Below are 24204 nucleotides of genomic sequence, written 5' to 3'. Positions count from 1 at the left end.
TCGCGAGTACCGTGCCCGCGATCCAACAGTCGTCGGCCACCCCGCGCCAATTGGCCAGCCGCGCGACCCCCCCGGCTGTCAGCGCGGCCACTGTGCCTGCCACCAGTGCCGGTTCGACCCAGCGCTGCAACCGCGTGATCCAACGGCCGGGCGCACCGGAAACCATGAAGACTTCCTCCCGCGTCGCAAGTCGCTTTCTCTGCAGAACCGAAGCCGGTGGGGACGACGGCGGCCAATGGCTCCATAACCGAGTCGATCAGCCGTGCCTTGGAAGAACAAGTGCCCTAATGCCCGGAGTCGCGGGCCTTTCTGCCCCAACCGCGTGGTCTCGACCGGTGTGCAGCTTTGCGGCCTTCGGATGGGTAGCCGCCCGGCGGGCCGCCGCGAGGACCGCACTACGCCGGTCCCGGTAAAGCCCTTGTGCCCTACAGCGCCGACTTGTCACCCTGACAAGGTCGTCGTGGAAGGACACCGAATGTCTGGTCGCAAGAGGCGGGTTGCCCCGTGGCTATGAAACCGAACGTCATCGAGGAAACCGATCGACGGTCACTGACCATCCGAGAAGCCGTCGGCGCTCCGGCCGATCAGGTCCTCGGTCTACTGGACAGCTCCGCGGACGGCCTTTCGAGCGCCGAGGCTGCCGCGCGGTTGTTACGGTTCGGCCCCAACGCGGTGCGCACCCACCACGTCAAAGCGCTCGCGGTGCTGGGTCGACAGCTGCGCAACGTTGTGCTGATCCTGCTGGCCGGCACCGCCATCGTGTCGTACTTCCTCGGCGATTCGATGCAGGCCGTGATCATCGGCATCATCCTGCTCGCCAGCGTCGGATTGGGGTTCTTCAACGAGTACCGCGCAGAGCGTACCGCCGCGGCCCTGCACTCGCGGATGCGTCACACCGCGGTGGTGCGTCGCGACGGCCACTTCGTCACCACGGACGTCACCACGCTGGTCGCCGGCGACGTCATCCGGCTGACACTGGGCGAGACCGTCCCCGCCGACGTGCGGCTGCTCGAGGCAACCGGGCTGGAATGCAACGAGAGCATCCTCACCGGCGAGTCGATGGGTTCGGAGAAGTCGCCGGAACCGATCGCCGCCGACACCGATCTGGCCGACTGCACCGATCTGGCATTCATGGGCACCATCGTCAGCGCCGGCGAGGGCACCGGTGTGGTGTACGCCACCGGCCGCGACGCCGAATTCGGTCGCATCGCAGCAGGTTTGGGTGAACGTCAACCCGAAACCGACTTCCAGGTCGGGCTGCGCCGCTTCTCGTACCTGTTGCTGCAGGTTGCGGTGGCGCTGACCGTGCTGATTCTGGCCAGCAACCTGCTGTTGCGCAAGCCGCTGATCGACTCGGTGTTGTTCTCACTGGCGATTGCCGTCGGGATTACGCCGCAACTGTTGCCGGCGGTGGTCAGCGCCAGCCTGGCCACCGGATCGCGGCAACTGGCCAAGGCCAAGGTGCTGGTCAAACGGCTGGTATGCATCGAAGATCTCGGCGACATCGACATCCTCATCACCGACAAGACCGGCACTCTGACCGAGGGCCGCATCGGCCTGGTTGACGCTGTCAATCCCTCGGGGGCACACAGTGATTCGGTGCTGCGTCTGGGCCTGTTGGCTTGCGACGTCGACCTCACCGCCGGCGGGACCGGCGCCAACCCCCTCGATACCGCGCTGTGGGAGTCTCCTGACGCCCGCGGAATTGTGGGCGCAGCGAAGAGAGTGGCGTTACTGCCCTTCGACCATGAACGGCGCTCGACCTCGGCCCTGATCGACGACGACGGCAAACGCATCCTGGTGGTCAAAGGGGCTCCCGAGCAGATCTTGACCCGCTGCGCGATGACCGACGCGGCCGCCGCCGACACCCTGGCCGACCTGTTCGCCGCCGGCCGCCGCGTGGTCGCGGTCGCGGTCAGACCCGCCCCCGACCTCATTGCGGTCAGCGCCGACGACGAAACCGACCTGATGCTGGCCGGATTCCTGGTGTTCGCCGACGAACCCAAAGCCGCCGCCCGGAAGTCTCTGACCGAATTGGCGGCCCTGGGCATCGAACTCAAGATCGCCACTGGCGACAACGCCCAGGTGGCCGAAAAGGTCTGCCGCGACCTCGACTTGGAATCCAAAGGCACCATCACCGGCACTCAGCTCGACGGACTTTGCGACGACGAGTTCGCCGAAGCTGCAGCGAATCACACCATCTTCGCGCGCATCTCCCCTGAGCAGAAGGCCCACCTGATCACCGCCGCGCGCCGCACCGGGCGCGCGGTGGGCTTTCTGGGCGACGGCGTGAACGACGCGCTGGCACTGCATGCCGCCGACGTCGGTATCTCCGTGGACACCGCCACCGACGTCGCCAAGGACGCCGCCGACGTGGTGCTGCTTGAAAAGGATCTCGGGGTGCTCGCCACCGGGGTGGCCGAGGGCCGGCGGATCTTCGCCAACACCATCAAGTACGTGCTGATGGGGACCTCCAGCAACTTCGGTAACATGTTCTCCGCCGCCGCCGCCTCGGCACTGCTGCCGTTTCTGCCGATGCTGCCCAGCCAGATTCTGCTCAACAACTTGCTCTATGACAGTTCACAATTGGCCATCCCGACCGACCGGGTCGACGACGAACAACTTCACGCGCCCTCACACTGGAACATCGCCTTCATCCGCCGCTTCATGCTCGTTTTCGGTCCGATCAGTTCACTCTTCGACTTCATGACCTTCGGCCTGATGCTCGGTGTGCTGCGGGCAGGACCCATCGAATTCCGCACCGGCTGGTTCGTGGAATCCCTTGCCACACAGACCCTGATCATCTTCGTCATACGCACCCGCAAGGTACCGTTCATTCGAAGCCGGCCCAGCCGATGGCTGACCGTCGCCAGCCTGTCCGTGGTGGCGATCGGCGCGCTACTGACAGTGTCCCCGATGGCGCACACCCTGGGCTTCACCCCGCTGCCGTGGCAATTCTTCGGGGCCCTCGGCACGTTCGTGATCATCTACCTGGCGCTGGTCGAGCTCGCGAAGAAAGCGTTCTACTCCGAACCGATGCGGCTCTTCGGCCAGCCGCACCGCACCCGTGATTACGCGCACCGCATCCACCGCCGCGCGGCCCGCTTCTCGCACGCCGGCGCCATCAACTCCTAGACCTCCGAAGGCCTATGCGGGCCTACTGCCGCCGCCGAATCCGGCTCAGTCGACGATGTCGAAGACCGCCGCGGCGGACGTGACCGCCTTGTCGGCGTTGCCCTCGTCGTGCAGCAACATGCGCACGCCGACTCGCCCGGGTCCGCCCGCATGCGCGGACCCCTCGACCCGGAAGGGACCCACCTTGCCGCGCGACATGAACATCACATGCCAGCTGACAACCTGCAGTTTTTTGGTCCCGGCGACCTCGGCCGCGAGGTCGATCGCGGCGGTCTCGAGGACGACGTGCTGGGGCCCGATGTGCAGCGCGGCATCCGGCGACGCGAGTTCGGTGCTCAGCTCGGGCAGTATCCAGCGACCGTCACCCCGGCGGCTGGCGCCGAACGCTTGCCACAGCGGGGGCAGATCGGGAGAGTCCTCGATCACCAGCTCGGTGCCCGAAACGTCCATGCGATCCAGGCCTTCCGGCGGGACGCCGATGATCGCCCCCTGACCTTCGTTGAAGGCGATGACCCGGCCGGGGTTGTCGGCGTCGACAATGGTGCAGCGCCCGTAACCCATGGTGCGGCCCTGGTGCACGATGCCCGATCCGACGATCTCGATCCTGTTGACGTCGTAGCCGGGATCGACGATCTGCACCGACGCGATGACCGGATTGGGTACGGCGACCATGTCGGTCTGACAGCCCTCCGGGGAGGAAATGGCCAACGGCGCCACCATGATTCCGCCCGCTTCGTTGCGCATGTCGTGGCGGATGGCGACGGTGTCGTCGGTCTCCCCCAGATTCATCGATGAGTGCTTGCGGCCGATATAGCGGTAGCTCAGCAGGCCCGTCCAACGCCGGTATAGTTCCGCACGATACGCGTCAGAATCACCCATCAACTCGCGGATGTCACGAAGTTGACCGCTCAATTCCGTTCGCCTCCTTAGCTTCTGCCGCGCCGCACCCGGTTGAACGGCACCCCTCGGTCATCGGCGCGCTCGCGCGGAAAGTTCAGGACCCGCTCGCCGATCACATTGCGCGCCATCTCGGTGGTACCGCCGCCGATGCTGGCGGTCTGACGGCCCAGATAGCGCGTACCGATGTCGACCAACCCACCCTCGTCGTCCACCACGGCCGCCGAACCCGCTACGGCCAGCGCCGTATCGGTCTCGACATCGTGCGCCTCGGCCATGTCCAGGCGGATGATCGATCCCGCGGCGGGCGGCAGGGATCCGCTGGCCACGGCGTGGAAGACGTGCTCACTGAGTTGGCCATGCACGGCCCGGTGCACCAGCGCCCGGCCGACCATTTCCTTGAGTCGTTGGTTTCCCGCCTGGTTGGTTTTTTCGATCAGCGATATCAGATCCACCGAAACATCGTGGGCCTCAGCGATTCCCGGCCCGCTGGTGTATTCCGATCCGTCCCCCATGGTGCGGCGCTCGTGGTACAGCTGTCGCGATGCGACGTCCCATCCCTTGCCCGGTTCCCCGACGACGGCGTCGTCGCCCACATCGACGTCGTCGAAGAATTCTTCGCAGAATTCGATCGAGCCGTTCACCTGCTGGATCCGGTTGATCGTGACACCGGGGTGTTGCAGCGGCACCAGGAACATCGTCAGCCCCTCGTGTTTGGGGACGTCCCAGTTGGTCCGGGCCAGGCACAGTCCGTAGTCGGCCGCGAACGCCCACGTGCTCCAGGTTTTGGCGCCGTTGATGATCCACCGTTCCTCCCGGCGCTCGGCGCGCGTGATGACGCCGGCCAGGTCCGATCCCCCGCTGGGCTCAGAAAGCAGCTGCACCAGCACCTCGTCGCCGCGCAGCGCGGCCGGTATGTGGATGCGCTTCTGTTCCTCGCTGCCCATATCGAGGATCGTTGCGCAGCAGATGGCGAACGAGGGGACGTTGAGCAGCAGCGGGGTCTCATATGCCTGCGACTCGATGTCGAACGCCTTCTTGTATTCGTAGCTCAGCCCGAGCCCGCCATACTCGCGCGGAAAACAGATCCCGGCGAATCCGCCTTCCCACAGCAGCCTTTGCAGTTCTCGAGCCCGGTGCCACGACGGCAGTTCATCGCGCTCCAGCAGCGCCGCCTCGGCCGGATCGAGTCGCGGCATGGTCGCCGCCAGCCAGATTCTGGCCCGGTTCCGAAATTCCTCGACCGACTCGGAAGTCACCGGATGGCCTCCCATTCGAGCGTCGACCTTGTGCTGGGCGACTGTACAGCACCCCGTTCTGGGTGTACAGGTCGGCGCCTTACGAACTGTTCAACTTCACCGCGGCACGAATCAGTGCGGTCAGCGCGTCCTCATCGATCTCGTCGCCCTCGTGGAAGTCGATCGCGCGTCTGGTGTTTCCGTCCAGCGTGGAGTTGAACAGACCTGCGGGATCCTGCAGCGACGCGCCCTTGGCGAAGGTCATCTTCACGACGTTCTTGTACGTCTCGCCGGTGCAGATCATCCCGCCGTGATACCAGGTTGGAACGCCCCGCCACTTCCACTGTTCGACCACTTCGGGGTCGGCTTTCTTGATCAGATCCCTGATGCGAGCGAGCATCTCACCGCGCCAATCCCCCAATTCCTTGATCCTGGCGTCGATCAGTTGGGCGGGAGATTGGTCGGTGTCGTCCTTGGGGTTCACCATCGGGCTCGCTTTCGGTGAGGTTGTCTCGCAGGACCGTACATCAGCGGACGCCAGGGCCCCGTGTCGGTAGCGAGGCCGCCCGCAAGTAATCTGCGGTCGACTCGAGCCGGGCGTGACGAATGCGCGGCCCGGCCGCACGCTTCACGCTCTGGCGAACGAGGAACCCCACATGGCCGACCCACATCCCTTCGACGAAGCCCTCCAGCTCGACACCCTCGGCGCGAACGTCAGCCGGGGCCGCACCCACCCCGAATGGGCGAACATGGTCGGACCGTTCGGAGGCATCACCGCCGCCGTCATGCTGCGTGCGGTCGAAGCACATCCCGAGTGCATCGGGAAACCGCTGGCCCTGACCGTCAACTACGCCGCCCCCATCGCCGACGGCGACTTTGACGTCACCCTGCGGGCGGCACGCACCAACCGCACCAACCAGCACTGGATTGTCGAGCTCAGCCAGGACGACGTGGTCAAAACGACGGCGACCGCGATCTTTGCGATCCGGCGCGAGAGCTGGGCCGACACGGAAAGCCACCCGCCACAAGCGCCGGCCCCCGAGCAAGTGCCCGCGGTCGATCCGGGCCTCGTTCGATGGACCAGCCTGTATGACATGCGGTACGTCGAAGGTGCGATGCCCGGTAAAGGCGGAAACCCGAGCCGGTCGTCGACGTCCACGCTGTGGGTCCGCGACAGCGCGGGACGCCCGGTCGACTACCCGGCGCTTGCCGCGCTGTGTGACATCTTCTACCCGCGAGTATTCCTGCGCCACGGCTTCATCCCGTCCGGAACCATCTCGTTGACCACGTATTTTCACGCAGACCAGCCTGAACTCGACGCCGTTGCGAGCGACTTCGTGCTGGCCACTGCCCACGCCAACCGCTTCTCCCGCGGCTATTTCGACCAGAGCGCGAAAGTGTGGACGGCCGACGGCGGGCTGCTGGCCACCACGCATCAGATCGTCTATTTCAAAGGATGACGGGTTTACACTTCGCCCGTGAAACGTCACGCCGCGACCCTTACGAAAAGAATCGAGCCGCAATGACACAGCGCGCGGAAGGCCTGATCGACGGGACGCTGCCGGCGATCGAATCGATCAAGCTGCTCAAGGCCCGCTACTGCCGCTACCTGGACACCAAGGATTGGGCCGCCTGGCGGACGCTCTTTGCCGACGACTTCGTCAGCGACACGTCCGAAGCCGGCGGCAAGCTGGTCGCCGGCGCCGATGACTTCGTGGCGTTCACCCGTCGGGCCCTTGGCCGCCCGACGCAGCCCACCGCTCACCACGTACACACACCCGAAATCGAGCTCACCTCGGCGACGACCGCGCGCGGGATTTGGGCGCTGCAAGACCTCGTCCGATTCGGGCCCGGGATTACTCTGGTCGGCTACGGCCACTATCACGAGACCTATGAGAGCGTCGCCGGCCATTGGCTTATCAAAAGCTCCAAGCTAACTCGACTCCGCGAGGACATCGTGATGCCGTTCTTCTCGGTCTACGTCTCTCCCCGAATCCGCAGGGCAATCGGCGAGATCGCCGGCCGGTTGATGGATCGATGATGCGGCCGTGACCGTCGACACCGTATTGGTCACCGGCGCGTTCGGCCTGGTCGGTCGGCGCTGCACGCAGATCCTGCTGGAGCGGGGACGGACCGTCATCGCGATGGATCTGCGCAACGACGACACGCTCGCCGCCGAAAAAGAACTTGCCCGCGATGGACGCCCGGGAACGCTGATCGCCGCATACACCGACCTGTTGGATGCCGAGGCGGTAAACCAGCTTCTGGCCGCCCATCGGCCCGGCGCCATCGTCCACCTGGCCGCCATCGTGTCCCCGCCGTCGTACCGCAACCCCGAACTGGCACGGCGCGTCAATGTCGGTGGCACCGAGAATCTCCTGACGGCCTGTTCGGCACTCGCCCGCCCGCCGATGTTCCTGATGGCGTCAAGCGCCGCGGTGTACGGATCGCGAAACCCGTACCGTCAGCCCGAGCGAATCACCCCGGACACCCCGGTGAACCCCATCGATCAATACGGCCAGGACAAGGTCCTCGCCGAGGCGGCGATCCGCGGTAGCCGCCTGCCCTATGCGCTCTTCCGCCTCGCGGGGGTCATCTCGCCCGACATACAGGCCGGCATCAACGGTGACTACCTGATCCTGATGCGTTCGATGCCCAGCGACAACCGCATACACGCGGTGGATGCGCGTGATGTGGCGCTGGCGTTCGCCAACGGCGTCGATCGTGAGGCATCGATTTCCGGCAAAGTCCTGCTCATCGGTGGTAACGAAACGTACGTGCTGCTACAACACCAACTGCAGGACGACCTGATGAGCGCCGCCGGCCTCGGTCCGCTCGGCCCCTCGGCCGGTCTGCCCGGCGACCCGGCCGACGACCGCGGTTGGAGTTTCACCGGCTGGTACGACACCGCCGAAGCGCAGACGCTGCTGGACTTCCAAGAGCACGATTGGAGCCAGACGCTGGAGTGGATCGCCGAGTCGCAGGGCCGCATGCGCATCGTGCTGCGCCTTATTGCGCCACTGCTACGGCCCGCGCTGCGTGCCCTATTTTTCGTTCAGCGCCGGTTCGAGGGGCGCGGCCCCTACGCCGATCCGTGGTCGTTGATCGAAAAGAAGTACGGCACAGCGGCTTTGGCCAGTGTCGACTGACCGGACTAGCGCGACGCGAAGAAGGCGGCGGCTTTGCGGATCGAGTTTTCGACGGGTTCGGGCGTCCAGCCAAGTTCGCGGGTCGCCTTGCTGTGGTCCAGCGGCGACATCAGTTCGGCCATCCGGATCCCCGCGTAGGCGAACGGCAGGTCGCGACGCAGCAGTCGGGCCGCCGCGTCGTTGACGCGTGCACCGGCCCGCAACGCAGCCATCGGGATTCCCAGGCGCGGTGGACGCCTGCCCACGGCCGTGGCAGCGATGCGATGCAATTCCCGGATGCTCATGTAGCGATCCGAGACGATGTAGCGTTGGCCGTGGCGCCCGCGCTCGGCGGCCAAAAGCATTGCCCTGGCGGCGTCTTCGATTCCCACCACTTCGGCTGAGTAGCCGAAGTAGAACGGGAATCGGCCCTTGGCGACGAGGCCGATCAGGGAGCCGTGTGGGGTCGGCGCCCAATCCCCGGGACCGTAGGTGGTGGAAACGCACATCGCGACGCCGGGCAGCCCCCTGTCGCGCGCGTACGACAGCAGCAGGTCTTCGCCGGCCTTGCGCGCTTGGATGTATGCCCCGCCCTGGTCCCAATTGTGCGGGTCGTCTTCGGTGACGGGTTTGGTGTCGCTGATCGCCAACGTGCCTGCTGTGCTGGTATATACGAATCTGCGCAGGTCCGCTTCCAGGGCGGCATCCAGAACGTGGCGCAGGCCTTCGACATTAGTGCGGAACAGCGGCGCCGGATCGCGCAGCCACATTCTGGCGTCGACGACGCAGTAGTAGACGACGTCGCAGCCTGCCATCGCGGCACGCAGGGCATCGTCATCGAACACGTCGCCGTAACGGCGCTCGACATCGAGGTCGTCGATCCCCGCGGTGGAACTGCTGCGGCGCAGCATCACTCGCACGTCGGCGCCCGCCGCCACGAGTTGCCGCGTGACATGTGATCCCAGAAATCCGCTGGCGCCGATCACCAGTTTCTTGTCGGCCACTAGCGGTCGATCCACGCCATCTGCGCCTCGGCGTGATGCCCTCCCACGGGCGGGGGGAGGCGATCGAGTCTGGCCAATTGGTCGGCCGTCAGTTCTACCGCGTCAGCGCCGACGTTTTCTTCCAGCCGCGTTACACGTTTGGTTCCCGGAATCGGCACGATGTCAGGGCCTTTCGCCAGCAGCCAGGCCAACGCGACCTGAGCAGGGGTGGCACCGACGTCGGCGCTGATATCGCGGACCTCGTCAGCACATTTCAGGTTGTGCGTGAAGTTGTCCTCGAAAAACCGCGGGTTCGTCTTGCGATAGTCGGTATCGGGCAGCTCCTGTGTGGAGCGGATGGCGCCGGTGAGCAAGCCACGGCCCAATGGAGAGTAAGCGACAAACCCGACCCCCAATGCGCGCAGCGTCGGCAAAATCTGGTCTTCTTGATCGCGCGTCCACAGCGAGTACTCGGATTGGACCGCCGTGATGGGGTGCACGGCGTGGGCGCGACGGATGGTTTCCACGCCCACTTCGGACAGACCGATGTGCCGGATCTTCCCGGCGGCAACCAAGTCGGCCAGCGCACCGATCGTGTCTTCGATCGGGGTCTGGCGGTCTCGTCGGTGCTGGTAGTACAGATCGATGTGATCGGTCGCCAGCCGTTGCAGCGAACCGTCCACGGCGATGCGGATGTTGGCTGGGCTGCTGTCCAGACCCTCGCGGCCGGTGTGCGAGATCAGACCGAATTTGGTTGCCAGGACTACTTGATCGCGTCGGCCCCGCAGGGCCCGGGCCAGAAGTTCCTCGTTGACATACGGTCCGTAGACCTCGGCGGTGTCGATCAGCGTGACACCCAGGTCGATGGCGCGATGAACGGTGCGGATCGATTCCGCATCGTCACTGCCCGCGCCGGCGTACGCCGCCGACATCCCCATCGCACCCAGCCCGAGGCGGCCAACTTGTAGCTGGGCAAGGTAAGCCAGTTTCATGGGATGTCTCCTGTCCTACGGTTACGCGAGACCGCTGAGTGCTGGACGGTACCGTGGCGCTGTGGACCGCGTCGAGCTTCCCCCGATCTGATGGACCGCGCAAACACACCGGAGCGCAATCTGGCGGTCGACTACTACCGCGTATCGGGCGTGGTCCTGATCGTCTTAGGACACTGGCTCGCCGGATCCGTGACCTACCACGACGGACAGTTCGGCCGGCAGAATCCGCTCGTCGACCTGCCCTGGACCCAATGGCTGACCTGGCCGTTCCAGGCTGTCCCCGCGTTCTTCCTGGTTGCCGGCTACGCCGGCGCCGTGTCCTGGACGCATCGGCACGACACCGAGGGAGTTTCACGTCGAAGCTGGGTGCAGCGCCGGTTGGCGCGAGTCCTCGGGCCGACGGCGGTGTACATCGCAGTCGTGTCGGTGGTTGTGGTGGTCCTGGGTGCCTGCGGTGTGGCCGGCTCGGTCCTCGAATATGCCGGCTGGGCGGTCGCGATGCACCTGTGGTTCCTGGCCGTATATATGGTGGTTGTCTCACTGACGCCGATTGCGATTGCCGCACAACGCCGTTGGGGGCTGCTGGTGTTGGCTGTGCTCGCATTGGCCGTTGCGGCGGTGGATGTGGCTCGGCTCGCGGGCCACGTGCCTTACCTCAACTGGGTGAATTATCTGCTGGGCTGGGGCAGCCTGCATCAGCTTGGGATCGCCTGGCACGGTGGGTCATTGGCCGGTCGCAGACCCTGGCTACTGGCAGGTGCTTCCGCGGCAGCGCTGGCGCTGCTGGTTTGGCTGAGAATCTATCCGGTCAGCATGATCGGAGTTCCCGGACAGACCATCGACAACACGACGCCACCGACCGTGGCGCTCTTGGCGTTCGGGTGCGCCCAGACGGGAATTGCGATGGCAGCCGCTCCGGTGCTCAACCGCGCGCTGCGCACCATGCGCGTCGAGCGCGCGCTGTCCATTGCCAACAACAACATCATGGCTCTCTACCTGTGGCACATGATTCCCGTCGTGATCGTGGCGATCGTCGGCTATCCGGCCGGCCTATTGCCGCAGCCGCCTGAAGGTAGTGCCGACTGGTGGCTGGCCCGGCTGGAATGGGTGGTCGTCCTCAGCGCGGTGGCCGCGGTCGAGATGGTGCTGCTGTTCTGGGCGCGAAAGCTTTTCGCGGCTCCCCTGCCCCTGCTCGGTATCCCGCTCACGGAGCGCTGGACGGAACCGGTAGTGCTAACCGGTGCCGCGATGGCGGCCTATGCCCTGTCGCTTATTGCCGCCGAGGGCTTCGCTCCCGACGGACGCTTCGCGTGGCTGACCGCGGCGATCTTCGCCGGCGGAGCGCTGCTAGCGGCGTTTTGCCCCGCCGCGCGCTCCGCACCTCGTGCGCAGGGGGTGTAGCAGGACCGAAAGGCTACCCGTGCACCGGCAACGCGTGAATCGGGCTCGTAGGTACACGGGCATAGCGAGGTGGGCTGCGACTTGTTGACGCCGGGCGATTTCGAGCCGAGGCGCATTCGCTGCGGTGCGCCGTTGGCTTAGCGACTTACGGCCCTGTGAAAAGGGCCGTAATGCCCTGGCGGGCCTGGCACACCGGTAGAAACGTCTCTGGCAGGTTCGAGGTCCTCGAGTACTTGAGCACCGGGCCAAAGGAGGTAGCGGACAGATGCTGAACAGCTTGGAGGTCCAGGACGACCAGATCCCTCGGCAGCGCGCACAGGATGCAGAGCTGTTAAAGGAGTCCGGGGTGCACAAGCTTGTTGTCACAGACCGAGACGGCAACTGCTTGGCGTTCGTATTGGCTTGGGACAGTTTCGAATATGACGCAGACACGGACACCTATGTTTGCGTCGCGGACTGCGACGGCAGAGAGCTCATGACCATCTACACCGCCGGCGAGATCCAGCCAGAACCCAAGGCGGGCACCTATGTCGTCACCGCACCGGACCGCTTCGGCGGCCCCCGGGCGTTGTAGACACCGGTCGGCGGCTAATCCGCTCACGGCCGCCACTGACCCGCCGGTCGGCGCCTAACAATGTGGTGGCCTGATGGCCGAGAGGGTGCCATGCAGGGCGCTTCGGTATGGTCCCGCACAATCATGGGCCGAAACGGTGCCGCGGCTTACCGGGATCTTGACAGCGCGAAGCATATGATAGACCGTTCGTACGGTTAGTTTCGGAACCGAAGGGTGAAAGATGCCGCGATCGCCTGGTAGGCGTGGCGAGATTTTCGACGCGTTTGTCCGCTATGTCGCCGAGCGCGGCTACGACAGAACGAATATGGGTGACATTGCCGACGAGCTCGGCATGTCGAAGGGCACCATTGTTCATCACTTCGGGACTAAAGCGCAGATGTTGCGGGAGCTAGAAGAGGCCCATCTGACCCGCCAACTCGATGCGCTACAGATGGCGTGGGCTCGCCTGGCCGCGCCGCACGAGCGCATCGCGGCAATCATCTACGCCTCGGCATTGCTGCAAGTGGTGGCCCGCGACGCGACGGTGGCAAGCCAGCGCGAAGTGGTTCAGTTGTCCGATGACCCGGCGATGCAACAGGTGCGAAAACTGCGCCATCAATTGCAACACCTAGCCATTGACGAGATCCGCAATGGAATCGAGTACGGAGTGTTCCGAAGCGTCGACGTCGAATTGGCGGCGCTGCAGCTCTGGGGATCGCTGCAGTGGATGTGGGTGTGGTTCGATCCCGCCGCTTCGAGGACGCCCGAACAAGTCGGCGCCGCTTTCGTCGACGTGTTCCTCGGCGGACTCCTACTCGACCGCCTGGGTCTGAGCAAGTGGGCGGATCCTTCCGCGAACGTCGTCTCAGTGGTGCGCGAGTGCCTCGCCACCGTCGCAAATCCCGCTGGTTGACCACGTAACCTCCGTAAACTATTTGGGCTCAACGCTTCCCGTTGATGGCCCGATCGCATATGGCGCCGGGCCAATTACTGTACGCACGGTCGGTATACGGTTGGTATTCTTGCGCCCTGAGCAACCCCTGCAACGGTGAAGTATGCGCGTCAGCGTCGCCTTAATGTGCTGAATTGCCTGATAGTAATCAAGATATTGGCTACCGCGGCGAGACGCGCCGTACGGGTGCGTCAGTCGCAGCGCCCATGGGTTACGCGTTGTTATTGACTGACCGTACGGTCTAATGCCATAGTGGCTGCGTGGCGCAAACGAGGGTGGCATGGAACTGAGTGGCCGGTTCCGGGGTGCCGTTCCGAAGGATCGCCGGCTCGAGAGCCCCCGGAAGCGAGGCGATACGGCACGCGGCGGGGCGCGCCCAATGGTACGGCGGCGACAAAGACGCCCGCTGGCTTCGTCGTTCTCGATGCATCCGAGACCTGCTGCAGCACAAGACTTTTCGCGATCTGGTTGCGCGGCGAAGCGGACCGCAAATCGGCGGCGCGTTGACCCTTCCCATCTCCGTCCCGTCATGGTGTGCTGCCCGCTCGGGCAATCGGCACTGCGATCCGATTCGGCGTCGCGTCAAGGGGTGTGCCGATGACCGCGTCGCTCTCGGTGGCCGGCAGGCTGGGCCGGCATGTGCGGCCCGGCACGGAAGTGGCCGGCGGGTTCTTCCGGATGTGTGTGCTGACCGCCAAAGCGCTGAGCCAACCGTTCGAGTGGCGCGAGTTCATCTGGAACGGCTGGTTTCTCATGCGAGTGTCGCTGCTGCCCACCATCGCAGTGTCCATTCCGGAAACCGTGCTCCTCATCTTCACGCTCAACCTCCTGCTGGCCGAGATCGGCGCCTCCGACGTCTCCGGTGCGGGAGCCGCGATCGGCGCGGTCACCCAGCTCGGTCCGATCGTGACGGTGCTGGTGGTCGCCGGTGCGGGCGGCACCGCCATCTGCGCCGACCTCGGCGCGCGCACCATCCGCGAGGAAATCGATGCGCTCGAGGTCCTCGGCATCGATCCGATCCACCGACTCGTGGTGCCCCGCGTCGTTGCCTCGACGCTGGTCGCGGTGCTGCTCAACGGCCTCGTGGTCGCGGTCGGCCTGGGGGGCGGCTACCTCTTCAGCGTCTATTTGCAGAACGTTTCGAGCGGTGCCTACCTGTCCACGTTGACGGCGCTCACCGGTCTTCCCGAGGTAGTGATCGCCTTCATCAAGGCCGCGACGTTCGGTCTGATCGCCGGCCTCGTCGGCTGTTACCGCGGGCTCATCGTCCGCGGCGGGTCCAAAGGTTTGGGTACCGCCGTCAACGAGACGGTGGTGTTGTGTTTCATCGCGCTGTTCGCGGTCAACGCAGCGTTGACCACCATTGGCGTCCGGTTCGGAACGGGGCGCTGATATGACGGTGGCCGCCGCACGGCACATGAACTTTCCACGTGCCACCCTCGCCCGATACGGGGCCGCCCCGGACCACCTACTGGTCGAGATCGGACAGATGGTCTGGTTCGCCATGACCGCGGTGGGACAAATCCCCTTCGCCGTACACCGCTACCGCAGAGAACTGCTACGAATGGTTGCCCAGATGGGGATGGGTGCCGGCGCGATGGCCGTGGTCGGCGGCACCTCGGCGATCATCGGCTTCATCACCTTGTCCGCCGGCTCGCTGGTCGCGATCCAGGGCTACGCGACGCTGGGCAACATCGGTGTCGAAGCATTTACCGGGTTTCTGGCCGCACTGGTCAACGTCCGGTTCGTGGCGCCGGTGGCCGCCGGTCAGGCGCTGGCCGCCACGGTCGGCGCGGGCGCCACCGCCGAACTGGGCGCCATGCGCATCAGCGAGGAGATCGACGCGCTCGAGGTGATGAGTATCCGGTCGGTCGCCTACCTGGCGTCCACCCGGGTGGTGGCGGGTCTGATCGTCATCGTTCCGCTCTACGGATTGGCGATGACGATGGCCTTCCTCTCCCAGCAGGTCACCACGGTCTTCTTCTACGGGCAGTCCGTGGGCACGTACAACCACTACTTCCACACATTCCTTCGCCTCAACGACGTGGGCTGGTCCTTCGCCGAGGTGATCCTGGTCGCGATGGTCGTAATGAGCACCCACTGCTACTACGGCTACACCGCCACCGGCGGGCCGGTCGGCGTCGGTGAGGCGGTAGGCCGGTCGATGCGTCTTTCGTTGATCACGATCGTGGTGGTCGTCGTCCTGACCGCGATGGCGGTCTATGGCAAGACACCCAATTTCAACCTCACCGTGTAGCGGCCATGAGTACCCCGGCGAAGGAAAACCCGCAACACATTCCGCCGTACCGGACGGCGGCGCTGGTGTTCTTGCTGGTTTTCGCGGCGGTGTTGGGGTTCGTGTGGTTGCAGTTTCGGGGCCAGTTCTCGCCGACGACACACCTGACGATGTTGGCCCCCCGGGCGGGCTTGGTGATGGATCCGGGATCGAAGGTCACCTATAACGGAGTGGAAATCGGCCGGGTAGCCGGTATTTCGGAGATCCAGCGTGACGGCATACCGGCGGCCGAGTTCGCTTTGAACGTGAATTCCAAGTACCTCGAACTCATTCCGGCCAACGTGGACGCCAATATCAAGGCCACTACGGTATTCGGTAACAAGTATGTGTCGTTGTCCTCGCCGAAAAACCCAAGCCCGCAACGCATCACGCCGCGACACGTGATTGACGCGAGGTCGGTGACAACGGAATTCAACACGCTGTTCGAGACGCTGACCTCGATCACGGAAAAGGTGGATCCGGTCAAGGTCAACCTGACCCTGTCCGCGGCCGCGCAAGCGCTGACCGGGCTGGGTGCCAAGTTCGGGCAGTCGCTCGTCAACGCCAACGCCATCCTCGACGACCTCAATCCGCAGATGCCGCAGATTCGCCACGACATCCAACAGCTCGCGGCCTTGGGCGACATCTACGCCGACGCGTCGCCGGATCTGTTGAACGCCCTCGACAACGCCGTGACCACGGCGCGCACGGTGCACCGCCAGGAGGCCGATTTGGATGCCGCGCTGTTGGCCGCGGCCGGGCTGGGCAACACCGGCGAGGACATCTTCGCCCGCGGGGGCCCCTACCTGCAGCGGGGGGCCGCCGATCTGGTGACTACCGCCGGACTGCTCGATACCTACAGCCCCGAGATCTTCTGCACCATCCGCAACTACTACGACGAGGAGCCGGCGGCCTATGCGTCGACGGGTGGCGGCAATGGCTACGCGCTCAGAACGATGACAGAGCTGACGTCGGGATTGGGAGGAATCCTCACCCTCCCCGGGTTGGCCGGCACGGCCGCCACAATGGGGCTCCTCGGCCTGGCCGGGCTCGTCGGTGGAGCGCCGAATCCCTTTGTGTATCCGGATAATCTGCCGCGGGTGAACGCTCGCGGCGGTCCGGGGGGTGCGCCGGGTTGCTGGCAGACAATCACCCGCGACCTGTGGCCGGCGCCGAGTTTGGTGGTGGACACGGGCGCCAGCCTGGCGCCGTATAACCACCTGGAAACCGGCTCGCCGTACGCGATCGAATACGTGTGGGGCCGCCAAGTCGGGGACAACACGATCAACCCATGAGGATCACCGGCTCCGCGATCAAGCTCGGCATCGTCTCGCTGGTGCTGCTGTTGATCACCGCGTCGATCGTCGTGGTGTTCGCTCAGATGCGCTTCAACAGCACCAACGGCTATTCCGCGGAGTTCCGGAATGCCGGCGGGCTGAAAAGCGGCCAGTTCGTCCGCGCCGCCGGCGTGGAGGTCGGCAAAGTCAAAGCGGTGCGGCTGATCGACGGCGGCCAGCGGGTGTTGGTGGACTTCGAAGTCGACCGGTCGACAACGCTGTATCAGTCGACGACAGCGCAGATCCGCTATTTGAACTTGTTCGCCGACCGCTACTTGGAGCTTCAGCGCGGCGAGGGCGAGGGCGCGGACCGGGTCCTACCGCCCGGCGGTTTCATCCCGCTGTCTCGAACCGCACCTGCACTGGATCTCGACGCCCTGATCGGCGGTTTCAAGCCACTGTTCCGCGCGCTCGATCCGGAAAAGGTCAACACCATCGCGTCGGCGATCGTCACCGTGTTCCAGGGTCAGGGCGGCACCATCAACGACATCCTCGACCAGACCGCCCGGTTGAGCGCGCACATCGCCGAACGCGACGAGGCGATCGGTGAGGTGATCAAGAACCTGAACGTAGTGCTGGACACCACGGTTCGGCATCGTAACGAGTTCGACCAGACAGTCGATAACTTCGAAAGGCTGATCACCGGGCTGAGCAACCACGCCGACCCGCTGGCCGCCGGCACCGCGAACATCTCCAACGCCGCTGGAACGGTGGCCGACCTGCTCGCCGACAACCGCGCTCTGCTGCACAAGGCGATCAACTATTTGCAGGCTCTGCAACAGCCGCTTGTCGACCAACGCGATCAGCTAGGCGATCTGATCCACAAGACGCCGACCGCGCTTAACCTGATCGGACGCAGCATCGGGCTTTACGGCGACTGGGTGAACTTCTACGTCTGCGACCTCACGATCAAGTGGAACGGGTTGCAGGCCGGCGGCCCGGTACGCACGGTTCGGATTTGGCAGCAGCCCACCGGTAGGTGCACGCCGCAATGAGAACGCTGACCGAATTCAACCGCGGCCGGGTGGGGCTTATGGGCATCACCGTGATGGTGCTCGCGGTCGCCGTCGGCCAAAGCTTCACCAGCATCCCGATGATATTCGCCAGTCCGAGCTACTACGGGCAGTTCACCGACACCGGTCAACTGATCAAGGGAGACAAAGTGCGCATCTCAGGGGTGAATGTAGGCAAGGTGGAGGCATTCGAGATCGCCGGCGACCACGTGCTCATCAAGTTCTCCCTCGGCGCCAACACCATCGGAAGCGAGAGCCGACTCGCGATTAAGACGGACACCATCCTGGGCAAGAAGGTGCTCGAGATCGAGCCACGCGGAACCCGGACGTTGCGGCCAAGGGAGGTGTTGCCGCTGGGCCAAAGCGCCACCCCCTATCAGCTCTACGACGCGGCCTTCGACGTCACCAAGGCCGCTACCGGTTGGGACATCGACACGGTCAAGCAATCGCTGAATGTCCTGTCGCAGACCGTCGATCAGACCTATCCGCATCTGAGTTCCGCACTCGACGGTTTAGCCAAATTCTCCGACACCATCGGTAAACGCGACGAACAGCTCAAACATCTACTCGCACAGGCCCATCAAGTGGCCAGCGTGCTTGGTGACCGCAGCGAACAAATCAACCGGTTGCTGGTCAACACGAAAACGCTGCTGGCCGCGTTCAACGAACGTGGCCGAGCCATCGGCGCCCTACTGCAGAACGTTTCCGCCTTCTCCGCACAGGTGCAGGGGTTCATCGACGACAATCCAAATCTTAATCCGGTGCTCGAGCAGTTGCGCGCCATCAGCGACGTGCTAGTGGCACGCAAGGACGACCTGGCCCAAACCCTCACGTACGTCAGCCAATTCGCCGCATCGCTTGGAGAATCCGTCGCTTCGGGGCCTTATTTCAAGATCGTCCTATCCAACCTGCTGCCGTACTGGGTCTTGCAGCCGTTCGTCGACGCCGCCTTCAAGAAGCGCGGTATCGACCCGGAGGACTTCTGGCGCAGTGCGGGGCTTCCCGAGTTCCGTTGGCCCGACCCCAATGGCACCCGATTCCCCAACGGGGCCCCGCCGCCCGCGCCTCCAGTACTGGAAGGCACCCCGGATCATCCGGGGCCGGCAGTCCCCCCGGGAACGGCGTGCTCGTACACACCGCCGGCTGACGCGCTGCCGCGCCCGTGGAACCCGTTGCCGTGCACGGGGGTTGACGTCGGCGCATTCGGCGGAAGTTTCCCGGCACCGATCGACGTCGCGACGTCACCGCCGAATCCCAACGGCCTGCCACCTACGCCGGGAATCCCGATCGCCGGCCGGCCGGGCGACCCGCCGCCGGCCGTGCCGGGCACACCGGTGCCGCTCCCCACGCAAGCACCGCCTGGGGCACGCACCGAGAACCTGCAACCCGCGGGCCCCACCCCGCCACCGTCGGCGTTCGCGCCCGGGCTGCCGCCGGGGTCACCCGCATCACCGGGGCCCGGGCAGCAGCTGCCCGTACCGTTCATCAATCCCGGTGGCACCGGAGGCAGTGGCATCACGGGAGGGAATCAGAATTGAGCGCCGTCCGCCATATCCATAAACCGCGGCCCCGGACGGTCATCGGAGCGCTCGTGGCGCTGGTGACCCTGATCGGGCTGGTCGTCGGCTGGCAGGTCTACCGCAAGCTGACCACGAACACCGTAATCGCCTACCTCCCAGCGGCGAACGCGCTCTATTCCGGAGACAAAGTCCAAATCATGGGTGTCCGCGTGGGTTCGGTCGACAAGATCGAACCGGCCGGCAACAAAATGAGGGTGACGTTTCACTACGACAACAGATACAAGGTGCCGGCCAACGCGTCCGCCGTGGTTATCAGCCCCACCCTGGTGGCGTCGCGAAGCATTCAGTTGGAGCCACCCTACAAAGGTGGTCCGGTGATGGGCGATAACGCGGTGATCCCCATCGAGCGCACACAGGTGCCGACGGAGTGGGACGAACTGCGCGAAAGCGTCGCCAACATCATCAACAAACTCGGTCCGACACCCGAGCAGCCCAAGGGCCCCTTCGGGGACGCCATCGAGTCGTTCGCGGATGGGCTGGCCGGGAAGGGCACGCAGATCAACACCACGTTGAACAGCCTGTCACGGTCGTTGACCGCGCTGAACGAGGGCCGTGGCGACTTCTTTGCCGTGGTGCGCAGCCTGGCCCAGTTCGTCAACGCCCTACACAAAGACGACCAGCAGTTCGTCGCGCTCAACAAAAACCTGGCCCAGTTCACCGACAAGTTGACCGGCTCCGACCGCGACCTCACCGGTGCGCTAAGGCAATTCGACAGCCTGCTGTCCGCGCTGCGGCCGTTCTTGACCAAGAACCGCGAGGTTCTCGGGCACGACGTCGACAACCTCGCCACCCTGACCACCACGCTGGTCCAACCCGACCCGCTGAACGGTTTGGAAACGGCCCTGCATGTCCTACCGACGCTCGAGACGAACCTGAGCCAGATCTACCACCCGTCGCACGGCGCCGTCATGTCCATCCCAGCGATCCCGAACTTTGCGAACCCGATGCAGTTCGTCTGCAGCATGATTCAGGCCGGTAGCCGACTGGGTTATCAGGAATCCGCCGAACTGTGTGCGCAATACCTGGCACCGATCCTCGATGCGATCAAGTTCAATTACTTGCCGGTTGGACTGAACCTGTTCAGCACCGCCGAGACGCTGCCCAAGGAGGTTGCCTACTCCGAGCCGCGGCTGCGGCCACCGAACGGCTACAAGGACACCACCGTTCCCGGGATCTGGGTGCCCGACACACCGTTCTCGCACCGCAACACCCAGCCCGGCTGGGTCGCCGCCCCCGGCATGCAGGGCACCCAGGTCGGGCCGGTCACCGGGAGCTTGATGACCCCCGAATCTCTGGCCGAACTCATGGGCGGCGTGGACGCCCCACCTCCTCCCCCAGGCTTGCAAACCCCGCCAGGGCCGCCGAATGCGTACGACGAGAACCCGATTTCGCCGCCCATCGGACTGCGCGCCCCACAAGTGCCCATCCCCCCGCCGGCCCCGGGGCCGGGCGTGATACCGGGTCCGGTTGCGCCGACACCGGCGGCCGCACCGACAGGACCGGGATCATGATGGGCGCTCTGGTAATTCGGGCCCGCCGCCGGGCCTGGCAGGGCCTGGCCGTGTTGAGTGCCGCGGCGATGCTGACGTCATGCGCGAAGTGGCACGGAATCGCGAACGTGCCGATGCCCGGCGGCCCGGGCTCTGGGCCCGGCTCCTACACCGTCTACGTGCAGCTACCGAACACTTTGGCCCTCAACGACAACAGCCGGGTGCGGGTGGCCGATGTGTTCGTCGGGACGGTACGCGCGATCGAACTGAAGAACTGGGTGGCGACCCTGACGCTACGTCTGGGCAGGGGCGTCAAGTTGCCCAAGAACGCAACCGCCAAGATCGGCCAGACCAGCCTGCTCGGTTCACAGCATGTGGAGCTGGCCGTGCCACGCAACCCGTCCCCGGAGCTGCTGCGAGACGGCGACACCATCCCGCTGAAGAACGCGTCCACCTATCCCACCACCGAGCAGACGCTGGCAGGTCTCGCCATCGTGCTGCGCGGAGGCGGCATCCCGAACCTCGAAGTGCTGCAGAACGAGGTCTACGACATCGTGAACGGGCGGGCCGACCAGATCCGCGCCTTCCTCGGCAAGCTCGACACCTTCACCGCCCGGCTCGACGAGCAACGCGCCGACATCACCCGTGCCATCGATTCCACCAACCGGCTACTGGCGTACGTGGGTCCCCGTGCCAACGTTTTGGACCGGGTCCTCACGGAATTCCCTCCCCTGCTCCAGCATTTCGCCGACAAACAGAACCTTCTGATCAACGCGGTCGACGCGACCGGACGGCTCAGCGCGCTGGCCGACCAATACCTGTCGGCCGCGCGGGGCGACCTCCACCAGGATCTGCTGGCCCTGCAGTGCCCGCTGCGGGAACTCGGCCGCGCAGCACCGTATTTGATTCGCGCACTCAAGCTGATCCTCGTCCGGCCGTTCGACATCGACGCCGTTCCCAAGGCGTTTCGTGGCGACTACTTCAACCTGTCGCTGACGCTCGACCTGACCATGAGCGCCGTCGACAACGCGGTCCTCACCGGGACGGGGTTCTCCGGAGCGCTGCGCGCGCTCGAGCAAGCGTGGGGCCGCGACCCGGAAACGATGATCCCCGACGTCCGCTATACGCCGAACCCCAATGACGTCCCGGGCGGCCCGCTGGTCGAGAGGGCGGACCGGCAATGCTGACCCGCTTCATCAAGCGCCAACTGGTCATGTTCGCCATCTTGAGCGCGATCACGGCAATCGCGCTCGGCTGGTACTACTTGCAGATTCCCAGCGCGGTGGGCATCGGCCACTACACGCTGAAGGCGGACCTGCCCGCGTCAGGCGGGCTGTACAAGACCGCCAACGTGACATATCGCGGGGAGACCATCGGCACGGTCACCGCGGTCGACCCGACCGCTTCGGGCGCGCGGGTGACCATGAGCATCGGCGATCGCTACAGGATCCCGATCGACGCGTCGGCGAACGTGCATTCGGTCTCGGCGGTCGGTGAACAGTATCTGGACCTGGTTTCGGTGGGTAACCCGGGCCAATACTTCGCGCCGGGCCAGACCATCACCAAGGGCACCATACCCACCGAGATCGGGCCGGCGCTGGACGCGGCCAACCGTGGCCTGGCCGTGCTGCCCAAGGACAAGATCGCCTCGCTGCTCGATGAAACAGCCCAAGCGGTCGGCGGCTTGGGTCCCGCGCTGCAACGCCTGGTCGACGCGACGCAGGCGATCGCCGGTGACTTCAGGACCAATATCTCCGATGTCAACGACATCATTCAAAACTCCGGACCGATCATCGACAGTCAGGTCAACTCCGGTGACTCGATCGAACGTTGGTCGCACAACCTGAACATCCTGGCCGCGCAGAGCGCGGACAACGACCAGCACGTGCAAAGCATCCTGTCTCAGGCGGCACCCACCGCCGATCAGGTCAACGAGGTATTCGGCGACGTCCGCGAGTCACTGCCGCAGACATTGGCGAATCTCGCGATCGTGCTGGACATGCTCAAGCGCTACCACAAGGGCGTCGAGCAATTGCTGGTCGCCTACCCGCAGGGCGCCTCGGAAGGCCAGACCGTGACGTCGGCCTTCCCGGGCTTCGCGTCGCTGGGCACCTCGCTGACCATCAACCAGCCCCCGCCCTGCCTGACCGGATTCCTTCCGGCGTCGCAGTGGCGGTCTCCCGCGGATACCAGCCTGGCACCGATGCCATCCGGAACCTATTGCAAGATACCGCAAGACACTCCCGCCAACGCCGTACGCGGCGCACGCAACCTCCCGTGCGTCGACGTGCCCGGAAAGCGGGCCGCCACGCCGCGGGAGTGCCGCGACCCCAAACCGTACATTCCGCTGGGCACCAACCCGTGGTACGGCGATCCCAACCAGATCGTGACCTGTCCCGCGCCCGCGGCGCGTTGCGACCAGCCGGTGAAACCAGGCCTGGTGATACCCGCGCCGTCGGTGAACAACGGGCTGAACCCGGCGCCCTCCGACAGGGTGGCGGGGACGCCGCCCCCGATCAGCGACGCACTGACGCGGCCCGGAACGGGAACCGTCGAATGCAATGGGCAGCAACCAAATCCGTGCGTCTACACCCCCGGGGGTCCTCCCCCGGCCGTGTACACCCCACAGAGCGGCGAACTGGTAGGACCCGACGGCGTCAGATACGCGGTTGAGAACTCGAGAAGAACGGGAGACGACGGATGGCAGGACATGTTGGCACCGTCGATCAGCAGATGAGCGCGGAATCGCAGCGGATACGGGAAACGATTGGCCTAGGCCAACTTCGGAGTAATGCGTGTGCGTATCTCGAGCGGGTTGTCGCCGGGGAGGCATTCGACGTCGTACGTCGCGGCAGACTGGTGGCGCGGATCGTGTCAGTCGGTGACCGGAGGTCGGCTCCGATCCCGGCGCGATCCAACGAAGGAGGCGGCTGGGTCGGCATCGCCGAACTGCGAACGCGTGCGGGGCGGTGCTTTGATCGGGTCGCTGCCGGGGAGACGATCAGTATCGTCCGGGAGGGCAGGTTGCTCGCGCAAATCGTGGCCGCCGGCGACGCGAAGACTGCATCGCCTTCGGTGGACGTCAGTGGGGCGATCGAACTCGACGAGTTGCGAAAGCGGGCGGGACACTACTTCGATGAGGTCGCGGCGGGGCAGACGATCGAGGTCATCCGTGGCGGCAGGCCGGTTGCACGCATCATCTCGGTCGCCTAGGAACGACGTCCGCGGCG

General features: G+C 65.1%; 21 protein-coding genes. 16 read left to right on the top strand and 5 right to left on the bottom strand.

Annotated features, from left to right (window positions below):
- Positions 1–510: 510 nt before the first annotated feature.
- A complete protein-coding gene (gene mgtA / locus A5686_RS24340; RefSeq protein WP_082947806.1) occupies positions 511–3135 on the top strand; it encodes a magnesium-translocating P-type ATPase in 2625 nt (874 codons plus the stop codon).
- A gap of 45 nt (positions 3136–3180) precedes the next feature.
- Here the strand turns inward: mgtA and A5686_RS24335 are convergent, their stop codons facing one another.
- The 3 genes from A5686_RS24335 to A5686_RS24325 form a co-directional block, all read right to left on the bottom strand.
- Positions 3181–4047: a hypothetical protein gene (locus A5686_RS24335; protein ID WP_067939773.1), complete on the bottom strand. Its 867-nt coding sequence runs from the start codon at positions 4045–4047 to the stop codon at positions 3181–3183.
- A gap of 14 nt (positions 4048–4061) precedes the next feature.
- Positions 4062–5291 carry an acyl-CoA dehydrogenase family protein gene (locus tag A5686_RS24330; RefSeq protein WP_067939787.1) on the bottom strand — a complete coding sequence of 410 codons (1230 nt, stop codon included), beginning with the start codon at positions 5289–5291 and terminating at the stop codon, positions 4062–4064.
- A 79-nt stretch (positions 5292–5370) separates the two neighbouring features.
- A complete protein-coding gene (locus tag A5686_RS24325; RefSeq protein ID WP_067939771.1) occupies positions 5371–5757 on the bottom strand; it encodes a DUF1801 domain-containing protein in 387 nt (128 codons plus the stop codon).
- Positions 5758–5926: 169 nt separating this feature from the next.
- Between A5686_RS24325 and A5686_RS24320 the strand changes: the two genes are divergently transcribed.
- From A5686_RS24320 to A5686_RS24310, 3 genes are all read left to right on the top strand, one after another.
- Positions 5927–6730, top strand: coding sequence for an acyl-CoA thioesterase II (locus A5686_RS24320; protein ID WP_067939785.1), 804 nt, complete (start codon positions 5927–5929; stop codon positions 6728–6730).
- A 62-nt stretch (positions 6731–6792) separates the two neighbouring features.
- Positions 6793–7311 carry a nuclear transport factor 2 family protein gene (locus A5686_RS24315; RefSeq protein WP_067939769.1) on the top strand — a complete coding sequence of 173 codons (519 nt, stop codon included), beginning with the start codon at positions 6793–6795 and terminating at the stop codon, positions 7309–7311.
- Between the two features lie 7 nt (positions 7312–7318).
- The gene (locus A5686_RS24310) at positions 7319–8419 is read left to right on the top strand and encodes an NAD(P)-dependent oxidoreductase (protein WP_067939767.1); all 1101 of its coding nucleotides are present in this window, start codon (positions 7319–7321) and stop codon (positions 8417–8419) included.
- 5 nt (positions 8420–8424) lie between these two features.
- On the opposite strand, the gene A5686_RS24305 is transcribed toward A5686_RS24310, so the two are convergent.
- Together A5686_RS24305 and A5686_RS24300 are read right to left on the bottom strand one after the other, a co-directional pair.
- Positions 8425–9402, bottom strand: a complete 978-nt coding sequence (locus A5686_RS24305; RefSeq protein ID WP_067939765.1) for an NAD-dependent epimerase/dehydratase family protein — start codon at positions 9400–9402, stop codon at positions 8425–8427.
- Entirely contained in the window at positions 9402–10373 is a 972-nt protein-coding gene (locus A5686_RS24300) for an aldo/keto reductase (protein ID WP_067939764.1), read from the bottom strand. Before A5686_RS24300 ends, A5686_RS24305 begins: the two co-directional genes overlap by 1 nt.
- Positions 10374–10463: 90 nt before the next feature.
- Between A5686_RS24300 and A5686_RS24295 the strand changes: the two genes are divergently transcribed.
- The 12 genes from A5686_RS24295 (at position 10464) to A5686_RS24240 (ending at position 24187) form a co-directional block, all read left to right on the top strand.
- Positions 10464–11774 carry an acyltransferase gene (locus A5686_RS24295; RefSeq protein WP_067939762.1) on the top strand — a complete coding sequence of 437 codons (1311 nt, stop codon included), beginning with the start codon at positions 10464–10466 and terminating at the stop codon, positions 11772–11774.
- 265 nt (positions 11775–12039) lie between these two features.
- Complete coding sequence (locus A5686_RS24290; RefSeq protein WP_067939760.1) at positions 12040–12348, top strand: hypothetical protein; 309 nt, start codon at positions 12040–12042, stop codon at positions 12346–12348.
- A 220-nt stretch (positions 12349–12568) separates the two neighbouring features.
- Complete coding sequence (locus tag A5686_RS24285) at positions 12569–13240, top strand: TetR/AcrR family transcriptional regulator (RefSeq protein WP_067939759.1); 672 nt, start codon at positions 12569–12571, stop codon at positions 13238–13240.
- Positions 13241–13957: 717 nt separating this feature from the next.
- Positions 13958–14671, top strand: a complete 714-nt coding sequence (locus tag A5686_RS24280; RefSeq protein ID WP_369829741.1) for an MlaE family ABC transporter permease — start codon at positions 13958–13960, stop codon at positions 14669–14671.
- A 1-nt stretch (position 14672) separates the two neighbouring features.
- On the top strand, positions 14673–15536 hold the full coding sequence (locus tag A5686_RS24275) for an ABC transporter permease (protein ID WP_067939757.1): 864 nt from the start codon (positions 14673–14675) through the stop codon (positions 15534–15536).
- A 5-nt stretch (positions 15537–15541) separates the two neighbouring features.
- A complete protein-coding gene (locus tag A5686_RS24270) occupies positions 15542–16849 on the top strand; it encodes an MCE family protein (RefSeq protein WP_067939755.1) in 1308 nt (435 codons plus the stop codon).
- Positions 16846–17886: a virulence factor Mce family protein gene (locus tag A5686_RS24265; RefSeq protein ID WP_067939753.1), complete on the top strand. Its 1041-nt coding sequence runs from the start codon at positions 16846–16848 to the stop codon at positions 17884–17886. Before A5686_RS24270 ends, A5686_RS24265 begins: the two co-directional genes overlap by 4 nt.
- Complete coding sequence (locus A5686_RS24260) at positions 17883–19442, top strand: virulence factor Mce family protein (protein ID WP_067939750.1); 1560 nt, start codon at positions 17883–17885, stop codon at positions 19440–19442. The genes A5686_RS24265 and A5686_RS24260 overlap by 4 nt, the downstream gene beginning before the upstream one ends.
- Entirely contained in the window at positions 19439–20995 is a 1557-nt protein-coding gene (locus tag A5686_RS24255; RefSeq protein WP_067939748.1) for a virulence factor Mce family protein, read from the top strand. The genes A5686_RS24260 and A5686_RS24255 overlap by 4 nt, the downstream gene beginning before the upstream one ends.
- Positions 20995–22161 (top strand): virulence factor Mce family protein, encoded by a 1167-nt coding sequence (locus A5686_RS24250; RefSeq protein ID WP_067939746.1) that lies wholly within the window; start codon positions 20995–20997, stop codon positions 22159–22161. Before A5686_RS24255 ends, A5686_RS24250 begins: the two co-directional genes overlap by 1 nt.
- Entirely contained in the window at positions 22155–23711 is a 1557-nt protein-coding gene (locus A5686_RS24245; RefSeq protein WP_067939741.1) for an MCE family protein, read from the top strand. Before A5686_RS24250 ends, A5686_RS24245 begins: the two co-directional genes overlap by 7 nt.
- Positions 23675–24187, top strand: a complete 513-nt coding sequence (locus A5686_RS24240; protein ID WP_082947805.1) for a type II toxin-antitoxin system Phd/YefM family antitoxin — start codon at positions 23675–23677, stop codon at positions 24185–24187. Before A5686_RS24245 ends, A5686_RS24240 begins: the two co-directional genes overlap by 37 nt.
- The last annotated feature ends 17 nt before the right edge of the window (positions 24188–24204 follow it).

Origin of the sequence: Mycobacterium sp. E2479, assembly GCF_001667925.1 — a bacterium.
Taxonomy (GTDB): domain Bacteria; phylum Actinomycetota; class Actinomycetes; order Mycobacteriales; family Mycobacteriaceae; genus Mycobacterium.
The sequence above is the reverse complement of the archived record's forward strand: the minus strand, read 5'-3'. Positions and strand labels throughout refer to the sequence as shown.